Raw genomic sequence first — 24,295 nt, 5'->3', positions numbered from 1 at the left:
AAAATAATTAAAACCAACTTTATTTTTTGCGAAACTAAATATAATATAGCTTAGTAAAATCAAGCCTTTCTACATATTTTATTAACTTCACCACTAATATAACTAGTTATTTTTAATTTAATACTTAGTTCGTTGTTTTTCATGAATAACGGAACAATACTAAAAAGTTTACAGTGGTATTTTGAGTAACAATAATATCATATAATTAGTAAAATATCTATTGCCAAAAATTGAAAATTTTATCAATGTAAAAGTGTTTCAAGACAATATTAGCGTATCTCATCAATGCTCTTTGGTTAAAGCATTATAAAAGATATGAATCGGTCAATATTTTTTTGTTTCTTGTTAAATGTAAGCCAATACTAACGAATTAATTAAAAAATAGGTCTGTTCTTTTCATTAAAACTCGTAGTTATTTGTTGTTCGAACTCAGTGAAATGATGCTCTAATAGATTATATAAATACGCATAAATTGTTAGTTTATCATCTGCGATGACTTGAACAATACGAGAAAGTATTTTGTGGTGCTTAGGATCAATATAAACCGATTTTCCATGACGTGCTGTGCTTTTGACATCCTTACAAAAGAGCTCTTCATATTCTGTGATGTCATATTCTTTAGTAAGTGGAGGAGCTTTTTTTACACGCTTTTGTTTCTTAGGTTTCTCTTTAGTTTCTTCTTGCTCATCTCTTATACCAGAAGCATTCAGTTCAGCCTCTGTAAATCCCTTAGGCCTTACGCCATCAACCATTAGTGCCATCATCGCTTCTTCGTCAATTCTAGGTTTCTTTTTAAATTCTTCGTTCATAATTTCTAGTTTTTAGCTGTTTATAGTTTTGTCTATTTATGTAGTTAGTTAAATATTTTGCTGTCCTTTTAGTTACAATTCCAATGTCTCAGACATTAAACTGTGTAAAGATTTTATCAACAGTCTATTTGTGTGTTTAATCGTTGGGAGCTATATAAAGTCATAGCTACGATATTGCGTTTGTCCAACCAAAACATTGATTAGACAAATAACTAGAGATATAGACAAAGAATGAAAAAAAGGTATTTAAGTGGTATACTTGGCGTTAAATAATAGATGTTTAAACAGTATCCACATTATAAAAAACATATTGTAAATATGTTGAAAAAGTTACCGCAAAGGTAACAGCAAGTTGTGTTTTGAGGCACTCGAAATTGAGATTCGAGCTTTCAAAACTACTTGCTCTTGCAGAGGGCTAGAAACTACTCCGAAGTCGTTAGTTTTTTGTTGAAATAGAGTCTTAGCTAAGAATATTGAGGAGTTTACGGATTTCCATAATAGAGATTAATGAAATTATGGTATTTTTGACAAAAAATTAATATTGGTTATTTGTATTCAAAAATACTTTAATAAATGCCTAATTTCTAAAACTAATTATATTAGTAGTGAATTTAGCGAAACAATGTTATGTAAAACATATTTAAATATTCGCAAGAGAATTGAAGAAAAAGATAAATAATATCTAAATTCAATTAGCAAAAACATAAAACGTAAGTAAATTTAATTTATACTAAAATGTCAGGAACAAAAAAGGATAGTCACTGGATTCCATTAGCAGACTTAATGACGGTTCTTATGGTAATTTTTCTGTTTATGTCCATTTCTTATATGGCATTGATAGAAAAAAGACAAAAGGAACAAAATCAAATTTTCAAAGATTATGAAGAATCAAAAGTTTCTTTATATAATGAATTGAATGAAACTTTTAAAAAAGATTTTGCAAAATGGGATTTGAAACTTGACAACGATTTATCAATAAAATTCACCAATCCACAAGTGCTTTTCCCAACAGGTAAATCAGACATAACACAACACTTTCAAGTCATATTAAGTGATTTTCTTCCAAAATATCTTTCTGTTGTATTGCAAGAAAAATATAAAGACAAAATTGCAGAAATCAGAATTGAAGGTCATACAGACACTAAACCAATTGGATTGACAAACGATCCTTATATTGACAATATGAAATTGTCTCAAGATAGAGGAAGAAATGTATTGGCATTTTTACGTTCCCAGAGCTTTTTTATGAATTTACTACCAACTGAGAAAGAAAGATTACAATTTTGGTTGACTGCTAATGGTCTCTCCTATGGAAGGACAGTTGATAAAAATTATAAACTAGTTTTTGAAAGTAATCAGTCAATTGATGATGATAAGTCAAGACGAGTTGAGTTTAGAATAGTAACCACTAGTGAAGCAATTATTAATGAAGCACTTAAAAATATCGAATAACTTATGACATCTGAAATTATAGCTGGAATTATTATTATATCTGCATTTGCAATCTGGGCAGGTTTATACATTAGCAAAAGAACGAGGGAAAACAACAATGAGCATTTATTTGATTTTATTCCTAATCTATTCCCGACTTTAGGAATTCTTTTTACTTTTGTCGGAATTGCCATGGGTTTATGGAATTTTGATAGTAATAATATCGAAAAAAGTATTCCAGAATTAATGAATGGACTAAAAACAGCCTTTCTCGTTTCCATTTTTGGAGTTTTTCTTTTAGTCGTTTTCTCCTTTATTACAAATATAAAAAAGAAAAAGTTGGAAGAAGGTATCTTAAGCGACGAAACACAAGCAATCAATAATTTAATTGAAGTGATTAAGGAATTAAGAAATGATTTCGCTTCGACAGATGAAAACGGAAATAGCATCAAACCTGGTAATGTGTTTCGAGATATTTACAAGGAATCTCAAAAACAATCAAATGCTTTACAGACATTTTCTTCTGATTTAGCTTTGACAGTTTCAGCGGGTTTTGAGCAAATTTTGAATAATCCAACAGAAGGTGTCGTAGCTGAATTGAAGCTTGTAAAAACAGAAATTGAAAACTTAGGAAACAAATTGAAAGATCCTGCAACAGATATGACCCAAAATATTGTAAAGGAATTACAGGAATCAATGGGCAAAATGATGGAAGAATTTAAAACTTCAATGAGTGGAGATACTAAAAATGAAATGGAAAGATTGGCAAGATTACTTGGACAAGCAGGTGGTTCATTAACAGAATTCCCTACTAAATTGCAGAATATGACCGATAACCTCAATGAAAATTTTAGAGGACTACAAGAAGTGGTTCAGCAAATCTCTAAACAAACACTTTCGCAATCAGAAGAATCTACCAGTCAAATGAAACAACAGGTTGAGGATATGAGCGAAATTCTACGAAGTAAAGTTGGTGATTTGCAATCGGGGCAACAGACCTTAATTACAGAACAATCTAAAAACCTTCAAGTTTCCGAAAATCTTTTGAGTGCTTTTAATACAAGCATTGAAAAAATGAATGGACTTTCTATCGAAGTAAACAGCAGTATTTCAAAACTTCATCAAGCTCAAACAGAATTAGAGAAAGTTACTTTCGTATTTAGAAATGTTTCACAGGAAATAAATACTTCATCAAGTCGATTTGGAGAATCTCAAAACGAATTTTCAAAGTACTCAAATCAATTCCTTGAAAATAATTCAAATACAATCATCGAAATTCAAAAATCTTTAGAATCAGCGAAAGACGTTTCTGCAGATTATGCTCAAAAATTCGAAATTATAGAAAAAGGATTGCAGGATATTTTTGGAAAAATAACAATAGGTCTGAAAGACTATCAAGCTACTGTAAGCGGAAGTCTTGAAACTTATTTAGGTAAATATACCGATGCTTTGACAAAAACAGCTGAATCACTTGCTGGTGCATCATCAAAGCAAGAAGATATTTTGGAAGAACTAACTGAACAACTTAGCAAATTAAACGAAAGAAGAAATTAATATGGCGACAACCCAAGACATATTACAATTTCATTTTTCACCAACCACATTTCAGCAGTTGGCACAGAATATTATTCCTATTTCGCTTGTATCATTGAACGATCATAGAATTGATAAACTTCATAAAATAACAGAAGATGTTGGTGCGAGCTCTTTTTCATTTTCAGGAGATAATCTTATTCCACAAGTTTTTAGAGAATTTAAAAAATCTATCAACAATAACGATGTGGGTTTTGAACGGAGAGAATTAAGGACTCTTACCTATTCTCTAAATTATTCAGAGCAAAACTTGACTTCTGTTTTCATTAATGAAGATGAGTTGAAATATGCTTTGACATTATTAGAATCAAATTGGCGTGATTCATTTTTAGTTGGATTGATAGATTGTTTTTTGAAGAATTGGGAAACAAAATATTCGAAATCATTAGAACAATTGGGAACGTTTATCCACCAGAAATTAGACAACTATTCAGGTAATAGAAGTACATTAATATCTTTCAAAAAAAATAAACGTTACTTCAATACAAAAAATGGAGATTTGATTTTAGGCGATACCATCTCAAAACTTAACAAACCAATTCAAGAAGCTACAAAAATATTGGGTGTACCTGAATCATGGTTCGATTATGCCTACTTCTCTAAAGTTATTGTAACCTATTATGAAAGAAACAAAAGTAAAATATCTGACGAAATCGACAATTTGAATGAAGCTCTTCTAAAGCACAACAATTCGGTTACGAATAAAAGACTTATTAGCAAAATCATTATTCAAGTCAACAAGTCTGAATTTTTTACAGTACAAGATAGTGTGAAAAAAATAGCTTTCACTCAAATAGGAGATCCAAGCAATGCTTCAAATTGGACAGCGTTTGACAACGCAACAGAAGTGGAACGTAGAGAGATTATTGAAGCAAGAAATATTTTAGATGAATGGATTGCAAAACAATTTATTGATATTTTCTTTAGAGTGTGTATTAATGATGAAAGGAGAAAACGCTTTTGGCTTAAAGTTGCATCAAAAAACAGGGTCTCTTTTAAAGTTTATGGACCAATTCACACAAAAAACATTCTCAAACGAGATGATAGAATAATTGAATATTTAGACGGCAGATTCCAAACAGTTCCTAGCAACAGAGATATATCAGCATTTATCCTTTATATTGGTAATTATATGTTAATTGAGTTTAGCGATGCGGGATATGCTTTCTATGCTTACAAAATTAGCGAAACAAATAAACCAAATTTAAACTATCGATTAGAAAGTGTTGATGAATTAAGGGATGGTTCAATGCCTATGCTAGTTTATCGTTCTGGATATAGTATTAACACAACCAACACAGAAGGTCGATTAACGCATAATGATGGTGACTTGAGTTGGGAGCAAGTATTTGAATACTGGTTTAAAAATATAGCAGGAATAAATGTTTAGATATACACAAAAAAACAACAAATTTTCATTTTACTTCCTTAATAATTCAGGAAATAAAACATCTGTTTCAGATTGGGAAAAACTGCAATCAGAATTTTTATCACAGATTGCAATTCTAACAGAGCTACATGATAACGGATTAGCAGACTATACAGAAAACTCTTGCGAAGTTGAATGTATTGATATTCTAAAGCTAAACGACATTGATAAGCTAATTTTAGAATTACCAAACGGTTATCCTTATGAGATTTTAGTCGAATCAGACGGAACTTTAACACATAACTCTTTTAAGTTCAAATATGGGTTTTTCGATTTTGCACCAAATGGAACAAGGTTAAAAACAAACCGAAACAGTGCAATAATTAAAATTGAAGAAACAGAGTACTTACTTTCAGAAAATCAATATTTGCTTTGTGAAGCAATTGAAGAATTTAACAATTTACCTGAAACTGAAAAAGGGAATGTAACCAACTTAAAAAAACTATCTGAATTAAAAACGCTATCCAAAGAAAGCGGATTGACTTTAGAGCAGTTCTTAAGCAATCAGGAATTATTTATTCCTGAAAAAATAAAATTGGATATTGATTTTAATAACGGTCTTTTTGAAATCATCCCAACAATAGAAATTGACAATACAATTGGCTTCACCAATACTTTTGATAGGTTGCCAATAGTGCGTGACGTTTATCCGGTATCATCAAATAATGGAGAAACTACAAGAGTAGTTATATCGAAAAATCAGAAAGCTGAACTTCAAAAAATAAAAACGCATAGAAAAATTTCAGACCGTGAAAGAATACAAGAGATTATTGAGCACCCTGAATTGGTTTTTGATGATGAGGTAATTGATTTTACTGTTTTTTACAGCGATAGAGTAAAAGAAATTGGGGTTTACAGTCCGAAGTTCTACCCATTTGCAAGTCCATATAAATCACAATGGATTCCGGGAATTGTAATAAAAGATAAAGTTGATGGAGAAAAAAAAATATATTTCAAAACGCTAGAAAAACTCAATGACTTTATTGAGCAAAAAGAAAAAGCTATAAAAGAAAACAAACAAAACGTTGAATGGGAAAACGCCGAAATTCCTATTGAACATGCTGAAAAGTTTATCAAAACTGCAAAAAAGCAATTTGAATCCCCAAACAAACCCATAAAGCAAGAGAAGAAAACAGACCACGAAGTTCTGATTATCAAAGAAAATGCAGAACTAACCGAGTTTTCAAAAGGGGATGAACTACCTAAAAACCTAAAACATAGTTTTTACGAAATCCCCAATTTGAATATCGGTATTAGTTTAAAAGAACATCAAAAAGAGGGGGTTTCTTGGTTGCAATCTTTATTCAAAGGAAACTTTGCAGGCGGATTGCTCGCGGATGATATGGGATTGGGTAAGACCTTACAGCTTTTGTATTTCATAGAATGGCATAGCCAAACATACGATGACAATAAACCTTATTTAATTGTTGCACCTGTTAGTTTACTCGAAAATTGGGAAAACGAATATGAGAAATTTTTTAGTCCACAGAATTTACAATTATGTAAATTGTATGGCGGTGTTTCATTAACAAAAGAAAACAACCCAATTCAAAACCAACAAGATGCAAAAAGGCTGCAATTCAAACAAATTATTCTAACAAACTATGAAACGTTACGTTCATATCAAATTAGTTTAGGTTTAGTTAATTTTGCAATTATTGCATTAGACGAAGCACAAAAAATTAAGACCCCTGGAACACTAATAACTAATGCAAGTAAAGCTCTAAAAGCCGATTTTAAAATTGCAATGACAGGAACGCCAGTAGAAAACACTTTGGTTGATATTTGGTGTTTAATGGATTATGCAGTTCCTGGCCTTCTGGGTAATGCCAAAGATTTTGCAAAAGAATATCAAAAACCCTTAAGCGATGAGAATACAGATATTAAAGTATTAACGGAACAACTTCGTAACAACATTGGTGTATTTATCAAAAGAAGATTAAAAAGCGATGTTGCAAAAGATTTACCTAAAAAACACGATAATCAAAATTCAAGAATCAAAAAAGTAATGCCATCTGTTCAATTAGACCGATACAAAAATGAAATTGCAATAGCAAATGATTCAGAATTGGAAGGAGTTGAAAGAAGAAATCAAAAACTAAAATCGCTTTGGGCTGTTAGAGACATATCTGACCATCCTTATTTATTAGAAAATCAAATATTAAATTTTACAAGTGATGACCTAATAAAAAGCTCGTCCAAATTGCAAACAACAGTAGGGATTTTAACAGACATACAATATAAGAAAGAAAAAGTTATCGTATTTGCAGACAGAAGAGAAACCCAAAAAATGTTGCAGAAAATAGTTTATGACATTTTTGGAATATTTGCAAGCATTATCAACGGAGATACTCCAACGACCAAGAAGTTAGAAGGTAAATCAAAATTAAGCCGACAGCAAACTATTGATAGATTTCAGTCAGAAGATGGATTCAATGTAATTATTATGTCGCCAATAGCAGCAGGTGTTGGATTGAATGTTACAAAAGCCAATCACATTATTCATTATACAAGACATTGGAATCCTGCGAAAGAAGAACAAGCAACAGATAGAGCATACAGAATCGGGCAACAAAAGGATGTGTTTGTATATTATCCTATGGCAATTTTCCCTGAGGAGATGAAAGGTGAAGATGGTAGTAGGTTAAAGTCTTTCGATGAAATTCTTGATACATTATTGAATAACAAAAAAGCATTGGCAAGTAATACGTTATTCCCAACAGAACAAGCAGAAATTACACCTGATGAACTTTTTGGAAATATTTTTGGAACGAAAACAGAGTGCAAGCCTAAACCGCTTTCAATGACTGAAATTGATAAACTTTATCCAAATCTTTTTGAAGCAAGTATAGCATCGCTTTATAAATGTCAAGGTTTTGAAGTTTATCTTACACCTTATTCCAATGACAAAGGTGTAGATGTTGTAGCTTTAAGGAACGGGGAAAATTACCTCATACAGGCCAAGCAAACAAAATCATTAGTTGGGAATGATGCAATACAAGAAATTTGTACTGCGAAGAAATATTACGAGGACAGATTTAAGGAGCAGTTCAAATTACTTACGATAACTAATAATAATTACAGCTCATCAGCTACGCTTTTAGCAAAGTCTAATGATATTAGTTTATTAAACCGAGATCATCTTGAAAATTTAGTAATTCAAAACAATATAACGATACAAGATATTAATAAAATTGAATCTCAACGAATGGCACGAATATAGCAATCTCTTTTCTTTCAAAATCAATTTATAAACAGTATATTTGAATCAGAATCAAACGATTCCAATCATAGCATAAAACTTTCCGAATAAGGTGCTCACCACAATCCAAAAAAGTGAATCTCCCTATTTATATAGCATACGGCATAAAAGAGGCTAACCCTCTTTCTCCGCAAAGAAAACCGATAACGATAGTTATCGGTTTTTTTGTCTATATATCCTGTATGGAATATGTACTCCTTTTTCCTTTCGAAGTGGATTTTCATTTTATTCAGTTGAATGCCTAATTCCCCCTTACGATGATTCCTTTCTTAGTTCTGAAAACGCGAAAATCCGCCTCCTATGGCCCGGAGGAAAGAGAGGGAGCCTCTTGGCCTTACACTAGGCGGTAGAATGATTCGTTGTTGCAACAAAGGCTGATGGACCACTTGCTAAAGGGGAAAATTAGAGGTAGATAGTAAAGGGATAGTAAAGGGATAGTAAATGGTTTGTAAAGGGTAACATAGGTAAAAAGGCCTTAAACCCTAGTAAATATTAACTTTTCCCTTACAAACCCCTTACAAACCTTTTACAAGTTCGTTTCTTGTTTATTTCAATATGCTGATATTTATGGTTATTTCGGTCGGACTGCACCACCTATTTCGGTTAAATGCAGCCACTTTAAAAAGTTATTTCAACCGCTACAAGCATGTCCTTTAATGATTCCGTTAAGATCTATTCCACGGGAAGAGTTTACTATACGATCAAGAATAGCATCAGCAATGGCCAGCAAAAGTAGAAAGAAGAAAGATGCGCAGTTTGGCCCTATTTTTTGTGATCTACGCTATGGAGTAGATAGAAAACTGTAGCTCCTGCAAAATAAAGCAAACAATCGACGACGTCGCCAGTATATCTATCATTGTGTTGAGGGAGATACCACTCAAAATAAAAGCAATAGAAGGCGGTAATAGTCAAGATCAACGGCAATGGAAGTTGGAGCTGTTTGTCCCCCTTGATTTTTCGTGCGACAAACAAGCAAATCCCAAGAACCAGTGGAAGGGTAAGAAAATCATTGACGTAGTTATTAACCCAAGAGGGGAGGGCTTGGCCCGTTTGCTGAAACATATAGATGACTGCAGCAATACTCAAGGCACTATAAAAGAGCGCTTTTCTCATAGATTTCGTTATACCGTATTTGTACTAGATGAGGTACTCAGGCAGCGATCATCCCAATCAGATAGGCAATTCCAGCTGCAATTCCCGCAATAATCATCCAAATAGTGTTGGCAATTATCATAAGCACACGCACTAAAGGGTTGGGGTGATAGCGCAGTTTTCTGAAGAGTTTTTCCACTTTTGTCGGCTCAGCCTGGAGTTCTTTCTGTATGCGTTCCTCCTGAATGCGCTGTTGTTCCATTTGGCGTTTTAACACCACGTTGATGATCTCTCCGCAATTGGTGCAATAATCGCTGTTTAAATTCTCTGTTTTACAAGCACTACACGTGATATAATGTTTACTCATGGTTGATGTATAAATGTCTGTTGGCGTTTTGTCACTGCAAATTTGGTTCAAATAAAGCGCGGAAAAAAGAACTATTTGTACCTATAATTGGTCTAAAATACGCCTTTTTTGCGATATCAACTCGTTTTTGACCTAGGGTATTCCCTCTCTTCGTTTTTTAAGCGTCTTTCAATCCCATTGCTTTCAATCGAACAAGACCGATGTAATGCAAGTAAACTGAGCTTGACTACGCCAAACTGTTTCTATAAGCCCGGGGCGAACAGCCGACGTTTCGCTTAAAAAACTTGCCGAAAAAGGAAGTCGTGTTAAAATTAAGCACATCAGCAATCTCTCCTATACTCAGTGAGGAGTTTGACAGCAGGAGTTGAGCTTCCAAAATCACCGCCTTGTCAATGAGTTCACCTATGGTTTTAGAGGTAACTTCTTTAACCACTTTCGCTAAATATCGTTCTGAAACACATAGCTCATCCGCATAAAAGCGAATGTGTTTTTCCTTTTTAAAATGCAGTTGCAGTGTTTCTAAAAAATGCAGGGTCAAATGTTCTTTTCTCGAGGTGCGTTCTTTTAGATCGGTGTTGTTAGCTACACTAATAGCTTTCAGCTCGAGCAAGAACACAGCAAAAAGGTGGTGGATGGCCTCGATATACTGTGGAATGGAATCTTTTTGCTTGTTTTTTTGATCCATTAATTCACAAAGGGTTAGCAGTGTTTGGAGTTGCTCATCTGACAGCCCTAAATGCGTAACAGTATGCGGAGCAAGCAGTGTGAAATCACTCTTTTCATTTTGCGTGTGATCGATGGCAAAGGACTTGTCAAAACTCAAGGTGACAAAATGTAGATCCTCGCTTAACTGCTTAAAGTATATAACAGTTTGAGGCGGTATGAGTGCAAGCGTATGGGCCGCTAATTGGTAGGAAATGAGATCTAGTTGTACCTCTATCGTTCCTTGGGTAACAATTATAAGGGTATAGTTGTGGTTGCGATACGGATGTTTTAGCGGATTATCCGAATAATTACGTCGAAAATCCAGGTATAACCCACTTTCTTGAAAATCGTGTTCAAGCAGTTGGAGCATATCCTGAATCGAATAGTTGTAAATCTGATCAGACATAAGTTGTAAATTGAAAAAAGACCATGGACAATTCGTGTAGCTAAGGTATTGTTTTTCTAAGGGATGTAAAAGTATTCCCAAGTAATTGGCAAACATCTTAGTAGGTATTGTGTTATTCCTAAAGCACGTATAGGTGTATTAAAAAAGGAATGTCTGCGAACTAATTCGCCTGATTCGTAGACAAATGTCGATTTAACACTCCCTATACTGCGGTTTTAAGGAACAATACTTAGTGAAAAATTAACAAAATAATAGTAATTTATATTTAATTAGACTAATTCTATTGTCTATTGCCTCGCTATTCTAGTGTTGTATAGAAAATTCTACAAATGAATTCAGTTTGTTTTTAATTAGATTTAATATAAATAGTTTTGTGTTAGAATTAAAAACACCATTTATATGAATCATTTATACCCAGATTTTACACCTAAAGGACGGCATTTCTTTCCTGTCGTTCTTCGCTTTTTGACAGGACGTAGTATAACCCCCAACCTACTGCGTTCGTTGAGTTAGGGACTCAATAAAAGCAAAATTAATTTAAGTTAATTAATCATGACTAAAAAAAATAAGATGTGTACTCATAAAATGAAGTGTATTTTTTATGCACTATGTTTAAGTATTATAGGCTGTTTTAGCAGCTATGCACAGGATTTTCGCCAAGTTACCTCCCAAACATTTGACGGGATTTTCTTTGGCGATTGTGCAGTGATGGACATTAATGGAGATGACTATCCCGATTTGATATACTCAGGTGCCATAGTGGGATATGAAGTAGGGAATACTTCTGTCTATGTGAATGAAGCCGGGCAGTTTGTTCCCCTTGAAGATGAGTTTTCATTGATTATGTATTCGGCTATAGCCGTGGGCGATTTAAACGGAGATGGATTGATGGATTTTGCCATTACGGGAATTCGAAAAGAACCTGGTATTCCTGATAATACTAAGGTTTTTGAAATCTATTACAACATGGGAAATAATACGTTTAGAAAACGCGATGATACAGGAATCGAAGCCGTTAGTTGGGGGAGTGTTCACATTGCCGATTTAAACGGAGATGGACGCATGGATATATTTGTCAACGGACAAGGTTCGAGTGTTTATGTATCTAAGCTCTATTTCCAACAAGAGGATGGAAGCTTTGTCGCATCAAACAATACATTTATGGGCACCTACTTTAGTGCCTCTGCTATATTCGATGCTAATGGAGATGGTCTTGACGATATTTTAATCACAGGCTTTAGTACCAATTACCGACCTGAAACAAAGTTGTATTTAAATAAAGGCGATGGCGATTTTATTGAACACGAAGGATCAGGTATTGGCGGAATTTATTTTTCATCAATTAGCGTTGCAGATTTTGAAGGGGATGGCGATTTAGATTTGTTGATTTCTGGTATGGATTCAACCTTCGCTCCAAGTTTAAAATTATACTTAAATGACGGTGCAGGAAATTATACGCCTTCTTCCTTTGAATTCCAAGGAACAGTTGCAGGTGCTTGTGCGTTGGTTGATTACAACAACGATGGGTTTTTAGATGTATTTGCTTTTGGTGGTACAGCTTCTGAGGGGAATAAAACGTTTTTCTACGAGAATCAAAACAACGAAGCTTTTGTACTTCACGAGGAAAATTCGGCTGTAGTGCCAGGCTTGTATAATGCTAGAGCAGTTTGGTTTGACTATGACAACGATGGAGATAAAGATCTTTTTGTAACAGGATTTGACAATGGTGTTACCCGTGCGATTCTATTTGAAAATACATATGATCCAGATGGTTATTGCCCTGTTACGGCTGATTATGGGGTAGAACCTATTACGTTTGTAAAAATGGCAGATTTGGAAAATCGCACCGATGCACGTATTGGAGGATCACCGGGTTATGAGAATTTTACAGCAATGGAAGCCAATGTTCAAATAGGTCAAACCTATACTTTACACGTTCAAGGGAACACCAATATTCCGCCACCAACGCAGGAGGCAATGGTTAATGATATCAGAGTATTTATCGACTGGAATAAGGACGGTCAGTTTGATCCTGCAACCGAATATTATGCAGCTTCACTGTCTCCATCAACAGGAGAAGATGACGTTGAGGTAACGTTCCAAATCCGCATTCCAGACGATGCTGTGGTAGGAAAAACGCGTATGCGAATTATCAAAGACATGTGGACTGGATATGAGGAGGGAGAAGATGAAGATGCGTGTAATAATGCATATTATGGACAAGTTGAGGATTATACTTTACATCTTACGTCAGAACCCGTTCAACCCGCTTGTAATAATGAAGAGCCAGGAGAGAATCCAGGAGATACAGGATGTATTACCTTCGTTTATAATGGTCAGCAAGTTACCTATACAACAGTTCGCACAGCCGATGGAAGTATTTGGTTGCAACAGAATTTAGGAAGTGAGCAGGTAGCAACAGCAGCTACAGATGCTTTAGCCTATGGAGATTTATTCCAATGGGGACGTTGGGATGATGGTCATCAAAACAGAACTTCTCCAGTTTTTAGAGGAGGGGTATCTCCAAACAACCCTTCGGGTGTTGCACAAAGTAATGGAGGATTTATAGTGAGCTCACCACAATGGTGGAGTGCAGGAAATACAACGGATACGTGGGAAGCTGCTTCACCAGAAGCAATCTCAGCAACCAATGGTTGTGATCCGTGTAAAGCCTTAGGCGAGGATTGGAGCACGCCTACTAGTGTTGAATGGGCAGATATTATTGCTGCGGAGTCTATTACGAATATACAAACAGCATTTGACAGTAATTTGCGTTTGACTGTTGCAGGAGCTAGAGGAACTGATGGTGTTTACAGTGATGGCGTTCGCGGTTATTATTGGAGTAAGTCGACTTCTGAAAATTCAACAGACTATGCAAAATACTTGTATTACAGTAATATAACAATGAATCCCAATGCCGGCGGTTGGAGACAACAAGGATCATCCGTTCGCTGTATTAAATCAGCGAAAAATGTGAATCCAGGTGGTGACTATTGTGAGCCAGAAGTAGGAAATGGTTCGTATACGGTGCCTATTTTCGAGTTTACTTTTGATGAAACTACACAGACAAGTAGTGATTTGATTGATCAAGCGCCTGCATATGAAAACTTTACAACTGTAATCGTCGAGGCGCAACAAGGTCAAACCTATACGGTAGCTGTAAAAGGGAAAACGCAGGAACAAGATAATTTCCTTGTGAAAGCATATATTGATTTTAACCATGATTTTCAGTTTTCTGAAGCAGAAAGCATAGAGTTAGGCTTCTTGCAAAATGTAGGTAATGGAATTGGCGAACTTACAGCTACCATTGCAGTTCCTGCTGATGCGTTGATTGGTCAAACCAGAATGCGCATTGTCAGTATGTATCACAACCCAACAAGCTCACTTGGAGTATTAGAGAATGTGCCATGTCCTGTAGGATATTACTTAGGACAAGTAGAAGATTATACCCTCAATATAACAACTGGAATTCCTGTAACGGGTGTAGAAGTAACTACAGCAAATAGTGTTCCAGCTGAAATAACAGCTGAAAATGGTACACTTCAATTAGTGGCTCAGGTGTTGCCAGCCGGAACAAATCAAGCAGTGACTTGGTCGATGACGGAAGGAGAAACACTTGGTAGCATCGATCAAAATGGCGTACTGACAGCCATTGGAAATGGAGAAGTAAAAGTAAGAGCAACTGCTGTTCAAGATGGAACAACGTATGGAGAAATTACTGTTACAATCAATATTGAAGCTTTGCGTTGCCCTCCAATAACCTTGAGTATAGATCAGATTGGAGAAGAACAAGCAACCTTGACCCTTGCATCTAATGCGACGGCATTCGAAATAGAATATGGTCCAGCAGGATTTGAACGTGGATCGGGTACTTCAATCGATCTAGTGGGGTACAATCAATTGATTGAAGGTTTAACAGCCGAAACAACATATGATGTGTACGTTCGCGTGTCAGGATGTGATACTTGGGAAAAGATAACATTCGAAACCATTAAATTAAAAGAACAAATTATTACTGCTGCAGATGTAAGTAAGGTTTATGGAGATGCTCCATTTGGTGTAGGAGAAACAACAAGTAACTTGCCGTTGACTTATGCCGTTTCTGATGCGGCCGTAGCAGTAGTTGAAAATGGTTTACTTGTTATTAAAGGAGCAGGAGAAACGGAAGTAGTCATCAGTCAAGAAGGAAATGAGGAATACTTACCAGCAACAGCAGTTCGCTTTAATTTACAGGTGGCAAAAGCACCGTTAACAGTAATTGCAACAGATCAAACAAAAGTGTATGATGCTGCAGTTCACACCAGATGGGCAGTGAGTTATACCGGATTGGTATACGGAGAAACTGCTGCTGTTTTAACAGGTGAACCTCATTATGCGGGTGCAGCCCTAGAAGCTACACAGGTAGGAACCTATCCGATTGAAATAAGCGGATACGAATCCCATAACTATGACATTCAATACCAGGCAGGAACCTTAGAAATTGCGAAAGCGAGATTAAACAATCTAGTGTTTGACAGTGGATCGTTTATCTATGATGGAACGCCAAAATCGATCTATATTACACAAAACCTACCTGAAGGCGTAACGGTTACTTACGAAGGGAATGAACAAGTTGAAGTCGGAAGTTACCTCGTAAAAGCGAGTGTATCAGGTGGTGTAAATTACGAGGATCGCGAATTAGAGGCACGCCTAATCATCCGTCATCAATTGTCTGGTTTAACTTTTGAAAATCAAACTTTTGTATACGATGGAACGGAACATACCCTAGCCATTTCAGGTGAATTGCCAGAAGGAGTAACCGTTACCTATACGAATAACGGAAAGATAAACGCAGGGGTATACCAGGTAATTGCTACAATTGTAGGTGGAGAACGCTATGGAAACTTAGAGCTTACTGCCAATTTAACTATTACCAAAGCAACCCTAGTAGGAATTCTTTTTGAAGATCGCACTTTTGTGTATGATGGAACGCCAAAATCCATATACGTATCTGGAACTATTCCTCAGGGAGTAACTGTTGAGCACATCAATAATGGTAAAACAGCCGTAGGTCGCTATGAAGTTGAAGCGAAGATTCAAGGCGGAACTAACTATGTAAGTCAGCAGCTAAAGGCTCTTTTAACTATTGAAAAAGCACCCCAAGTAATTACCTTGGACGAGATACAAACGCTGATCTTATCAGAGACAGACGATTTCCAACTACAGGCGCGTAGTACGTCAACCTTACCTTTACAATACACTTATGAATATACAGGAAGTAAACCTGCAGCAGAAGTAAGTGAATCAGGTTGGGTAACACTTAAAAAAGTAGGGGAAATAACCATTACTGTTTCCCAAGCCGGTGATGCAAACCATCATGCAGCTACAGCAGTTCGCCTTGTGTTGCGCATTGTAAACAACGATGCAACTATTCACGAACTATGGATTGGAGAGGAATACTACGATAAACCACAAAAGGAAATTTATCATTTGATCTCTTGTGATGATAGTAGTGAAACCGTTCAAATCAACGTTGTTGTAGATGAAGGAGCTCAAGTACAACCGAGTAACCAATTTGTTATTGCAGTGCCTAAACCGGGTATTTACAAACAAACAATAACAATTACCTCTCAAAATGGAAAAGTAATTGAGCACTACACCCTAATCGTAGAAAAGGCATTCGCATTTAAGGATATTGCCGTGAATAAATTCAATAACTCCCTATTGATTAACAATAATCCACAAACCAATGGAGGCTATCACTTCTCAGGATTCCAATGGTTTAAAAATGGAACATTAGTTTCGGAAGAGCAAGTGTATTCTGTCGGAAAAACAGGATTACTTGATTACAACGATGTATATCACGCTATTGTAACGACCAAAGATGGAGAGAACATTCACGTTTGCCCTATGGAAGAGGTAAATGGGCAAAATAAAGAGATTCAGCTGTATCCAAATCCTGTGGTATTAGGGCAAAAAGTAACGTTGGTTGTCAAGGGAATCAATGCCAATTTAGCGGGGATTCCAGTTAAAATTTACAGCCTTGGCGGACAGTTGTTGCACTCGGTAGCAATGGAAGGAGAATTGACTGAGATTAGCTTACCGCAAAACTTGCCGAGTGGAATGTATGTGGCTGTTTTCGAATTAAACGGTCAAAAAGAGTCAATCAAATTTGTAGTAAAGAAATAAGATGAAAACAATAAAAATAACGGGATTGGCGGTTTGTATGTTCTTGGGATTGAGTACAACCAACGTCAGTGGACAAGAAGTCGCATTTTCTATCTCAGGAGGTGTAACAGGAATGAAAAAGCCCAGTTCAAAACTATCAGATGGACATAACTTTGGATTCTCTGCCCTGTATATGCATCCCCTCAAAGAAAATTTGAGTTTAGGTGCGGGAATGGAATTTGGCGCTTATAGTGTAACAAAGAAAATAAATAACTATCATGGAACCCATGCAGCGATTGATTCGCAAGGAGATCTTTTTGAATATCGCTATAAACTAGCGAAATTCACTGAGGATATCAAGGGGAATTACTTGGCAATTCCCTTCAAATTGCAGTATGAAGGACCTAGTCTAGGCAGTGAGAACCTGCGTTTATATGCTGCTGTAGGACTAAAGTATCAATTGTTCTTCAAGGCCACGTCCAAACGATCGCTAGAGGCTATTGAAACTAGTGGGTATTACGCACAATGGGATGCCGAATTGTTTAATCCCATTTGGGCTGGTTTCGGTAAGTTAGGAGACAAAAAAGAAGAAGATAAAATAAAGTTGAACAACGGCTTTTTTATCCTCGGAGAAGTAGGTGTGAAATACACACTTTCAGACGATCAATCTTTGTACTTCGGGATTTATGGCGATTATGACTTAGCTTCTTCTGGTCAGGAAAACACGGGATTAATGAGCTATGATAATGGCGAGAAAATTAACAGTGTATTACAAGGAGAAAGCGATAAGTATAAATTGCGCATGTTCAATGTCGGTTTAAAAGTGACCTATAGCTTCGGGTTGTAGTACTACATCAGACAGAACCTATTTCATAAAAAAATGCTTGAGCAGAGGCTCAAGCATTTTTTGTTTGACCTATTTTGCCTTTAAATGGGTGGCTACACCAATTCTATTCCATGCATTAATAGTGACCATACACATGATCAATTGAGCCAAATACGCTGCATCAAATAGCTGTTCGGCTTGAGCATAAAGCTCGTCGCTTATTCCGCCTGTGTGCAGTAAAGTGATTGCTTCCGTCATGGCCAGAATAACTTGTTCCTCAGCTGTAAATAGGGTAGTTTCCCTCCAAGCAGCCAAGACCAGTAAACGCTGTACAGACTCGCCATATTTCAACGCATCTTTGCAGTGCATATCCAAACAATACCCACAGCCATTCAATTGGGAAGCTCGTATTTTTATTAATTCTTTGTGGGTGGCACTGAGGTTTGATTCGTTGAGGTACTTCTCTAGCATGAGCATGCCTTCATAAGCCTTAGGCGCTACGCTGTAGATTGATTTTCTGTTTGACATATTTTCCTTGTTTTTATTTCCCTCAAAACTACAACCTACAGCAACGAGAAAACTTCAACTGGTTTAAGAAAAGCGCTTCTTTCGAATTTCACTCAAATACTCAGGGCTGAATCCCAAATAGGAGGCTAAGAGATATTGCGGAATACGCTGTACAAAAGCGGGAAATTGCTCTTCAAAGTGGAAGTACAATTCTTCTCGACTAAAGGCATATAAGAATTTTAGGCGGTGTTGTGCCGCGCCAAACGCCTTTTGGAAAACAGAGCGAAAGTATTTTTCCATGATTGGATGTGCGCGCAATAAAGAGGTGTATTCTCGACTTGAAAGATAAAAAATTTCAGTTCGCTCTACAGCTTGTAGAGAGAAACTACTCGATGCTTGTTGTTCAAAAGCTAAGAAGTCCGTCATCCACCAATTCTCAATGGCAAAATCCACCGTTTGTTCGATGCCATTTTCCTTTAGGTAGTAGCTTCTCATACAACCTTTCAGAACAAAACACATCACATCACAGGGAGCATCAGCTTGTTGTATAATTTCTTTTTTTGCGAGGCTCTTCATCTTAAAAAATGAAGCAATAGCCGTAGCTTCCACAGAAAGAAGAGGCCCCGTAAATCGCTCGATATGCTGGATCAATAACGTCGTGTTGTTCATCGTAGGATTGTTTTATTCATTAAGGGGAGCTAAAGGTATAACATGTATAGCCTTTGTACAGCCTGGTATTGAATAATCAAGAAAGTAAAACGGTATGGTTTATTTTTTTATGTTAATTTTTTTTGTGGTGAAATTGTTTTATTTACTTTTTTATTTTGATTAATGGATGTGTTTGGTTTAATTATGTCTTGTGTTTCGTTTTTTAAATGATAGTAATTATCTTTTTTATGATAAATGGTTGTATTAATTGTATTTTTTAATTTTTATGTTAATGTTTTTTAGCAATGAATCATTGATTGGTAATGGTATTAATTTGTGACTTTTTTTGGTATATAGGTCTAAAATTATGAAATATATTGATTGATTTACTACTAGAGAAAAGAAAATATGGAAGCTATTGAATTTAAAGGAGTATTGACAATGAAAAAGGAGCCTAAAGGCGAATACGCTTTTTTTATGCTTCAAATGGGGATGATTGTACTGTGTCTTACTCTGTTTCAATGGCTGATACTTACAGTAAATTCTGCCATTTTTATTGTAGTTATCAATAGTATTTTGATTGCTTTTGCCTCTAAATTGATGAATAAGGCATTGAAAAACGAAATTTATAAATTAATTGTCATCGGATTTAATCTTGTTTTTTTTGAAGTACTGTTTGAAGAAAAAAAGGGAATCATCCTGTTTTTATTTAATTTTTACGCCATCATGTACGCCTTGTTTTTCTTGCTTTATTTTAAGCGTTTTCGCTTTGTGAACAAAGAGATTCAAGCGTATATATACTTTGTTAACTGTTTTCTTTTCTTTTATTTTTTACTCGTTAATGCTGAGGTGGTTTCCGCTACTTTTTTTGAGGATCGCTATGCACATTATATTCCTCATTTTTATATTGGCATTAAATGCGTACTACTTTTTATTTCTGTTTTAACTTTGTTGCAATGGGGTATCAAACAGGTGAAAAATAAAAATGTACAAAGGGGGCAAGAGTAGGAAATAAATGAGGTCCTTTCACTGCCTTTGTAAACAGTGCATGTTTGTGATATAAACGTCAAAATATTTATGATACCTGGCTAAAGGACCATGATCATAATAATACGCTTATTGTAAAGCAAAAAATAGGTGTAAAAGCCCTATTTGGTCTTGCTTATTGGATGGCAATTATAAAGAATACGATTTATCCTTTTTTAAATTATGAACGTGATTTTTTTTGTTGTTTTAGGTTTTATGGGACATACTTTGATGTTTTTTCTCCAAAAGAATAAAACTATATTAAGTATTAATCTTCTGGTTATCAGTAGTTTTCTTGCGCTTTTATCCTTATTAGTCTATGGGGCATCTCTGTTTGAATTTACTCCTGACTTGGCTTTAGGTATCCTTTTTAGTTGTTTGAGTGGTCCTTTTCTCTTGTTGTTGACCGTTGAAAAGAGACGATCATGGAGGTATTATGTCGCTGTTGCAGGCCTATTGTTCGTTCTACTCCTTGCTTATGGCTATAGCTCCTATTTTTATCCTGAAAATGTCAATCAGTTTAAAGCGGCCCTGCTTGCCTTGAGTATTTTTATCACCCTGGGCTTTGGTAGCTACGGTTATTTGAACTATATCAATGACAAAGGGCACACCAAAAATCAAGCAGCAGCCATTTTGTTTTATGTTGTTCTGTTGTTTGTCTCTCTCTTTTTCTTTAGTAGTGCCTTGCTCAAAGGCGGTGAAGCGCTAAATTGTAGCGATTTCATTTTTTCTCTATTTAGTTTAGGTGTATGCATATACGCCTGTGGTAACGAAGTAGTAAATTTTGTTCAGCAAAATAAACAAAGTCAACCTACAGCTTCAAAAAAGCTAAAATGGAAGTATTTTCAGGGAACAAATGTAACCATTACAAGAAACGCAGAACAAGCTCAAAGAGGAGCGAAAAAGGAAACAGTAAAAGGAGGAGCTCGACCCGAAGAAACATTTTTGGATCCTACGCTAGTTAAACAAGCACTTTTTACAAAAGTTATTGAAACTGGACTTTTTCTCGACAATAACCTAACCTTGTTTAAAGTAGCCGAACTTACGCAAATCGATAAGAATAAGTTGCACGACTATTTTAAAAAATCAGAATCATCGAGTTTTAAACAATACATCAATCGATTGAAAGTAGAATATGCAATCAATGTTATTCGCGAGAAAGAAAAAGATATTACTGTCGAAGAATTAACTGTTGTTTGCGGGTTTAATACTCGATTGTCATTTTATCGTGCCTTTGTATATTTCTATGGTTTTCCTCCATCCGAACTCTTGAATGATTAAGAAACATATAGGAAAGGGTATTTACCTTCAAAAAGCGCCTACTACAAGAAAAGTGAGTTGCATGAAGAAGTGTTCATATAAACTAGTCAAAAAAATAGATTCTTTTATGCTGAGGAATCTATTTTTTTTTGGAGAATTTTAGTGTGATAGAACCGTATTAGTCCCAGGAGAAAGGAAGACTATTGGACATGCGTTAGCAGGGAAAAAGAGATAGTACACAGAGAAGCGAAAGCAAGCGAAAAAGACTCTTGATATTTTTGTAGCGATTTCCCAAAATGAGGTGTCATTGCCCTGCGTATGGATATGATTGGTCCTAAGAAAAAAAGAAAAATAGAAATACACCTGTCTGTTGAGTAAAACAAAAGTGATGCCCTTGTGATAATAGGAAAATACTGGACGTGAATTGATTTGGCTAACTGACTTAAGGTTAGGGTGTTATTTTTTTTATTTGTATAAGGGTATCGCAGCGCTCAGTCCTTTATTTTTCAATAAATAATCGTCTTGTTTTAAAACGTTAAAACTGCGTTTCATCCTTCCTATTCCTGTGTTTTAATTGCTTTTTGATGCAGTAATTAACTTTTAAGTCCAGTAGCTTTGACTTATCAAAATACAGTTGTTCTTCCGCTCATTCCTTTAAAAGAGTAAGTTGTACCTGATCTGAACTAGTAGAGCTGAAAGGTAATAGCAAACTAAGGAGAATTAAAAAGAAGAGGAAGGAAGAAGCATAAATTATATAAGGCGAGCAAATGAGTTCTCGTACAGCGTTGTTTTTTGTGCTGTCATTAGCTTATTACCACAATAAAAACAGCACTAACTAGAGTCGCTGATACAATATATAAGAGAAATACATTCGAGTATTTGTGTTTTTTTGATTGAAGTCTTGCCCATGGAATTGGGCAAGCTTCTTAGTTTATATGGGTGCTGTACTCGTGTTATTTTCTAAATCTATTTCGTTTAACCTTCGCATACAATACTCATTTCTTGTGCTTTTATATGCTCTTTTACAACTTAAACGAGCTAAATAAACAAAAAATCTATGTATTTACCTGCCCTTTGAAACCCTATGGAAGTTAAATAGCAAGATAATCCAATTAACCATCGTTTTTGTAGTTGTGTTATTTATCTAAAACACAAGTAAAAAATGTGAACAAATAAAGTGATATACTCACTTATTTTTAAAACGAACTGATTTATTTAATTTTTTGGAATATATTTTTTTAAAAATAAATCACAGATCCTCTTTTTTTTAATTGTTAATAGATGTTTAATTACATTCTTGATTGTTTTTCCTGCTTTTTGATTCTTTTTTTAACTTTTTTGTCCTTTAGATTTGTCCCGTAGGCAGAGATGATGATCCATGGATTGGCAAGCGTTCACTCAGACTAGTTAAGTGATGTAGAAGGAATTGCTCAAATAGCGCTAAAATCTAAATAAAAAATAAAGTTATGAAAAAAAGGATACATGTATTTGTGTGTTTTTTGGTTGGAGTTTTGCCCATTTTTGGGCAGGCTCCTTATCAAAACGCCCTAGTTAATCAAGGTACGCTAACGATCGGCAAAGAGGCTGTGGTTAGTACAACTTACGACTTTGACAATACGCCAACGGGTGTTGTTCAAACGGATGGTTCCACCTATTATTACAGCAATTTCAACAACGATAATTTATATTATCCCAGTACAGGATCCACTAGTGGGCATGCTGTATTCACGCCTTCCGAAGAGGGTCAAGGCGGTGCTCAGCTGATCTCTGGTACTCAACCTTCTGAATTTTATCGGGTTACCCTAAATAATCCAACCCCAGTGATGGGCTTTGATTTAAAAAACGAGATGAACATCAAAGGGAGTGTTGATTTTCAAGACGGTATAGTACAAGTCGATTCCCTAGCGGGTATGTTGACGTTTCACGCTGGAGCAAAGGCGCTAAACCCTTCAGATACGAGTCATGCAGATGGCTATGTAGAGAAAATCGGCAAAGATGCCTTTGTCTTTCCCATTGGGGATAAAGGAGTATATCGCCCAGCGCGTATTTCATCTCCACCCAATGAAAAAGATATCTACCAAAGTAAGTATATCTCCTGGGATCACCAATTTTTTAAGAGTCACGCCGAGACGAGTACCTCCATTATCAAGCTGAATACGACGGAGTATTGGAAGGTAGAAAAACCGACCAATAGCAGTGGAGCTATTATGTTGACCTTGAGTTGGGATGAGCGCACCACCACGGCTGACCTCTTAGACAATCCTGAAGAGAACCTCCACATTGTGCGTTGGGATGAGAAAGAAGAACGTTGGGTGGACCAAGGCGGTGTCGTATCAGTTGATACCAAAGAAATTACTACCCCCGCTCGTTTAACGGACTATGGCTATTTCACCTTGGCCAAGGTAGACCTCCGCCTGGCAGATAAAGATTTAGTGGTGTACAATTTAGTTACCCCTGATGGAGATGGGAAGAACGACTTTTTCCTGATCGACAACTTACACCGCTATCCAAACAATCGCGTAGAGATCTACAACCGTTGGGGCGTTAAAGTATTTGAAACTACGGGTTATGGCAGTTCCGACAATGTATTTCGTGGTTATTCCGAAGGTCGTACAACGCTAAATAAAAAGGAGCAATTACCTAGTGGGACCTACTATTATATTTTGACCTATGAGAAGAGCGACAAACACGGCTCTCGTACGATTAAAAAATCGGGCTACCTACATTTAGAGACGAATTAAAACCTAGCTTATCGTGAAAAAGAACAAGATATATTTTGGGATCAGC

Annotated in this window: 15 protein-coding genes; 9 read left to right on the top strand and 6 right to left on the bottom strand. The window is 35.7% G+C overall.

Annotated features, from left to right (window positions below):
- Nucleotides 1–374 precede the first annotated feature (374 nt).
- Nucleotides 375–809 (bottom strand): DUF3408 domain-containing protein, encoded by a 435-nt coding sequence (locus tag H4K35_RS14790; RefSeq protein ID WP_058699609.1) that lies wholly within the window; start codon nt 807–809, stop codon nt 375–377.
- Nucleotides 810–1,544: 735 nt separating this feature from the next.
- On the opposite strand from H4K35_RS14790, the gene H4K35_RS14785 reads away from it, so the two are divergent.
- From H4K35_RS14785 to H4K35_RS14770, 4 genes are read left to right on the top strand one after another with little or no spacing between them, the layout of a single operon-like run.
- Nucleotides 1,545–2,261, top strand: a complete 717-nt coding sequence (locus H4K35_RS14785; protein WP_006256836.1) for an OmpA family protein — start codon at nt 1,545–1,547, stop codon at nt 2,259–2,261.
- Between the two features lie 3 nt (nt 2,262–2,264).
- Nucleotides 2,265–3,794, top strand: a complete 1,530-nt coding sequence (locus H4K35_RS14780) for a hypothetical protein (protein WP_006256837.1) — start codon at nt 2,265–2,267, stop codon at nt 3,792–3,794.
- Nucleotide 3,795: 1 nt separating this feature from the next.
- Nucleotides 3,796–5,223: an EH signature domain-containing protein gene (locus H4K35_RS14775; protein ID WP_006256838.1), complete on the top strand. Its 1,428-nt coding sequence runs from the start codon at nt 3,796–3,798 to the stop codon at nt 5,221–5,223.
- Nucleotides 5,216–8,485: an SNF2-related protein gene (locus H4K35_RS14770; RefSeq protein ID WP_006256839.1), complete on the top strand. Its 3,270-nt coding sequence runs from the start codon at nt 5,216–5,218 to the stop codon at nt 8,483–8,485. The genes H4K35_RS14775 and H4K35_RS14770 overlap by 8 nt, the downstream gene beginning before the upstream one ends.
- Nucleotides 8,486–9,286: 801 nt before the next feature.
- On the opposite strand, the gene H4K35_RS14765 is transcribed toward H4K35_RS14770, so the two are convergent.
- From H4K35_RS14765 to H4K35_RS14755, 3 genes are all read right to left on the bottom strand, one after another.
- Nucleotides 9,287–9,637 (bottom strand): hypothetical protein, encoded by a 351-nt coding sequence (locus H4K35_RS14765; RefSeq protein WP_182628703.1) that lies wholly within the window; start codon nt 9,635–9,637, stop codon nt 9,287–9,289.
- A 37-nt stretch (nt 9,638–9,674) separates the two neighbouring features.
- Nucleotides 9,675–9,983: a hypothetical protein gene (locus tag H4K35_RS14760; RefSeq protein ID WP_182628702.1), complete on the bottom strand. Its 309-nt coding sequence runs from the start codon at nt 9,981–9,983 to the stop codon at nt 9,675–9,677.
- Between the two features lie 226 nt (nt 9,984–10,209).
- The gene (locus H4K35_RS14755; protein ID WP_182628701.1) at nt 10,210–11,094 is read right to left on the bottom strand and encodes a helix-turn-helix domain-containing protein; all 885 of its coding nucleotides are present in this window, start codon (nt 11,092–11,094) and stop codon (nt 10,210–10,212) included.
- 585 nt (nt 11,095–11,679) lie between these two features.
- Here H4K35_RS14755 and H4K35_RS14750 point away from each other — a divergent pair.
- Together H4K35_RS14750 and H4K35_RS14745 are read left to right on the top strand one after the other, a co-directional pair.
- Nucleotides 11,680–17,262 (top strand): FG-GAP-like repeat-containing protein, encoded by a 5,583-nt coding sequence (locus H4K35_RS14750; protein ID WP_255492494.1) that lies wholly within the window; start codon nt 11,680–11,682, stop codon nt 17,260–17,262.
- Between the two features lies 1 nt (nt 17,263).
- A complete protein-coding gene (locus H4K35_RS14745) occupies nt 17,264–18,088 on the top strand; it encodes a hypothetical protein (RefSeq protein ID WP_182628699.1) in 825 nt (274 codons plus the stop codon).
- A gap of 69 nt (nt 18,089–18,157) precedes the next feature.
- Here the strand turns inward: H4K35_RS14745 and H4K35_RS14740 are convergent, their stop codons facing one another.
- Nucleotides 18,158–18,595, bottom strand: a complete 438-nt coding sequence (locus H4K35_RS14740) for a carboxymuconolactone decarboxylase family protein (protein WP_182628698.1) — start codon at nt 18,593–18,595, stop codon at nt 18,158–18,160.
- A gap of 63 nt (nt 18,596–18,658) precedes the next feature.
- Complete coding sequence (locus H4K35_RS14735) at nt 18,659–19,243, bottom strand: Crp/Fnr family transcriptional regulator (RefSeq protein WP_182628697.1); 585 nt, start codon at nt 19,241–19,243, stop codon at nt 18,659–18,661.
- A gap of 387 nt (nt 19,244–19,630) precedes the next feature.
- On the opposite strand from H4K35_RS14735, the gene H4K35_RS14730 reads away from it, so the two are divergent.
- The 3 genes from H4K35_RS14730 to H4K35_RS14720 all read left to right on the top strand — a co-directional run bounded on the left by H4K35_RS14730 (nt 19,631) and on the right by H4K35_RS14720 (nt 24,249).
- Nucleotides 19,631–20,230 (top strand): hypothetical protein, encoded by a 600-nt coding sequence (locus H4K35_RS14730; protein WP_182628696.1) that lies wholly within the window; start codon nt 19,631–19,633, stop codon nt 20,228–20,230.
- Between the two features lie 201 nt (nt 20,231–20,431).
- Nucleotides 20,432–21,529 (top strand): AraC family transcriptional regulator, encoded by a 1,098-nt coding sequence (locus H4K35_RS14725; protein ID WP_255492493.1) that lies wholly within the window; start codon nt 20,432–20,434, stop codon nt 21,527–21,529.
- 1,445 nt (nt 21,530–22,974) lie between these two features.
- A complete protein-coding gene (locus H4K35_RS14720; RefSeq protein WP_182628695.1) occupies nt 22,975–24,249 on the top strand; it encodes a gliding motility-associated C-terminal domain-containing protein in 1,275 nt (424 codons plus the stop codon).
- Nucleotides 24,250–24,295 lie beyond the last annotated feature (46 nt).

Origin of the sequence: Myroides sp. NP-2 (assembly GCF_014145665.1) — a bacterium.
Taxonomy (GTDB): domain Bacteria; phylum Bacteroidota; class Bacteroidia; order Flavobacteriales; family Flavobacteriaceae; genus Flavobacterium.
This window is presented reverse-complemented; position numbering and strand designations above follow the sequence as displayed.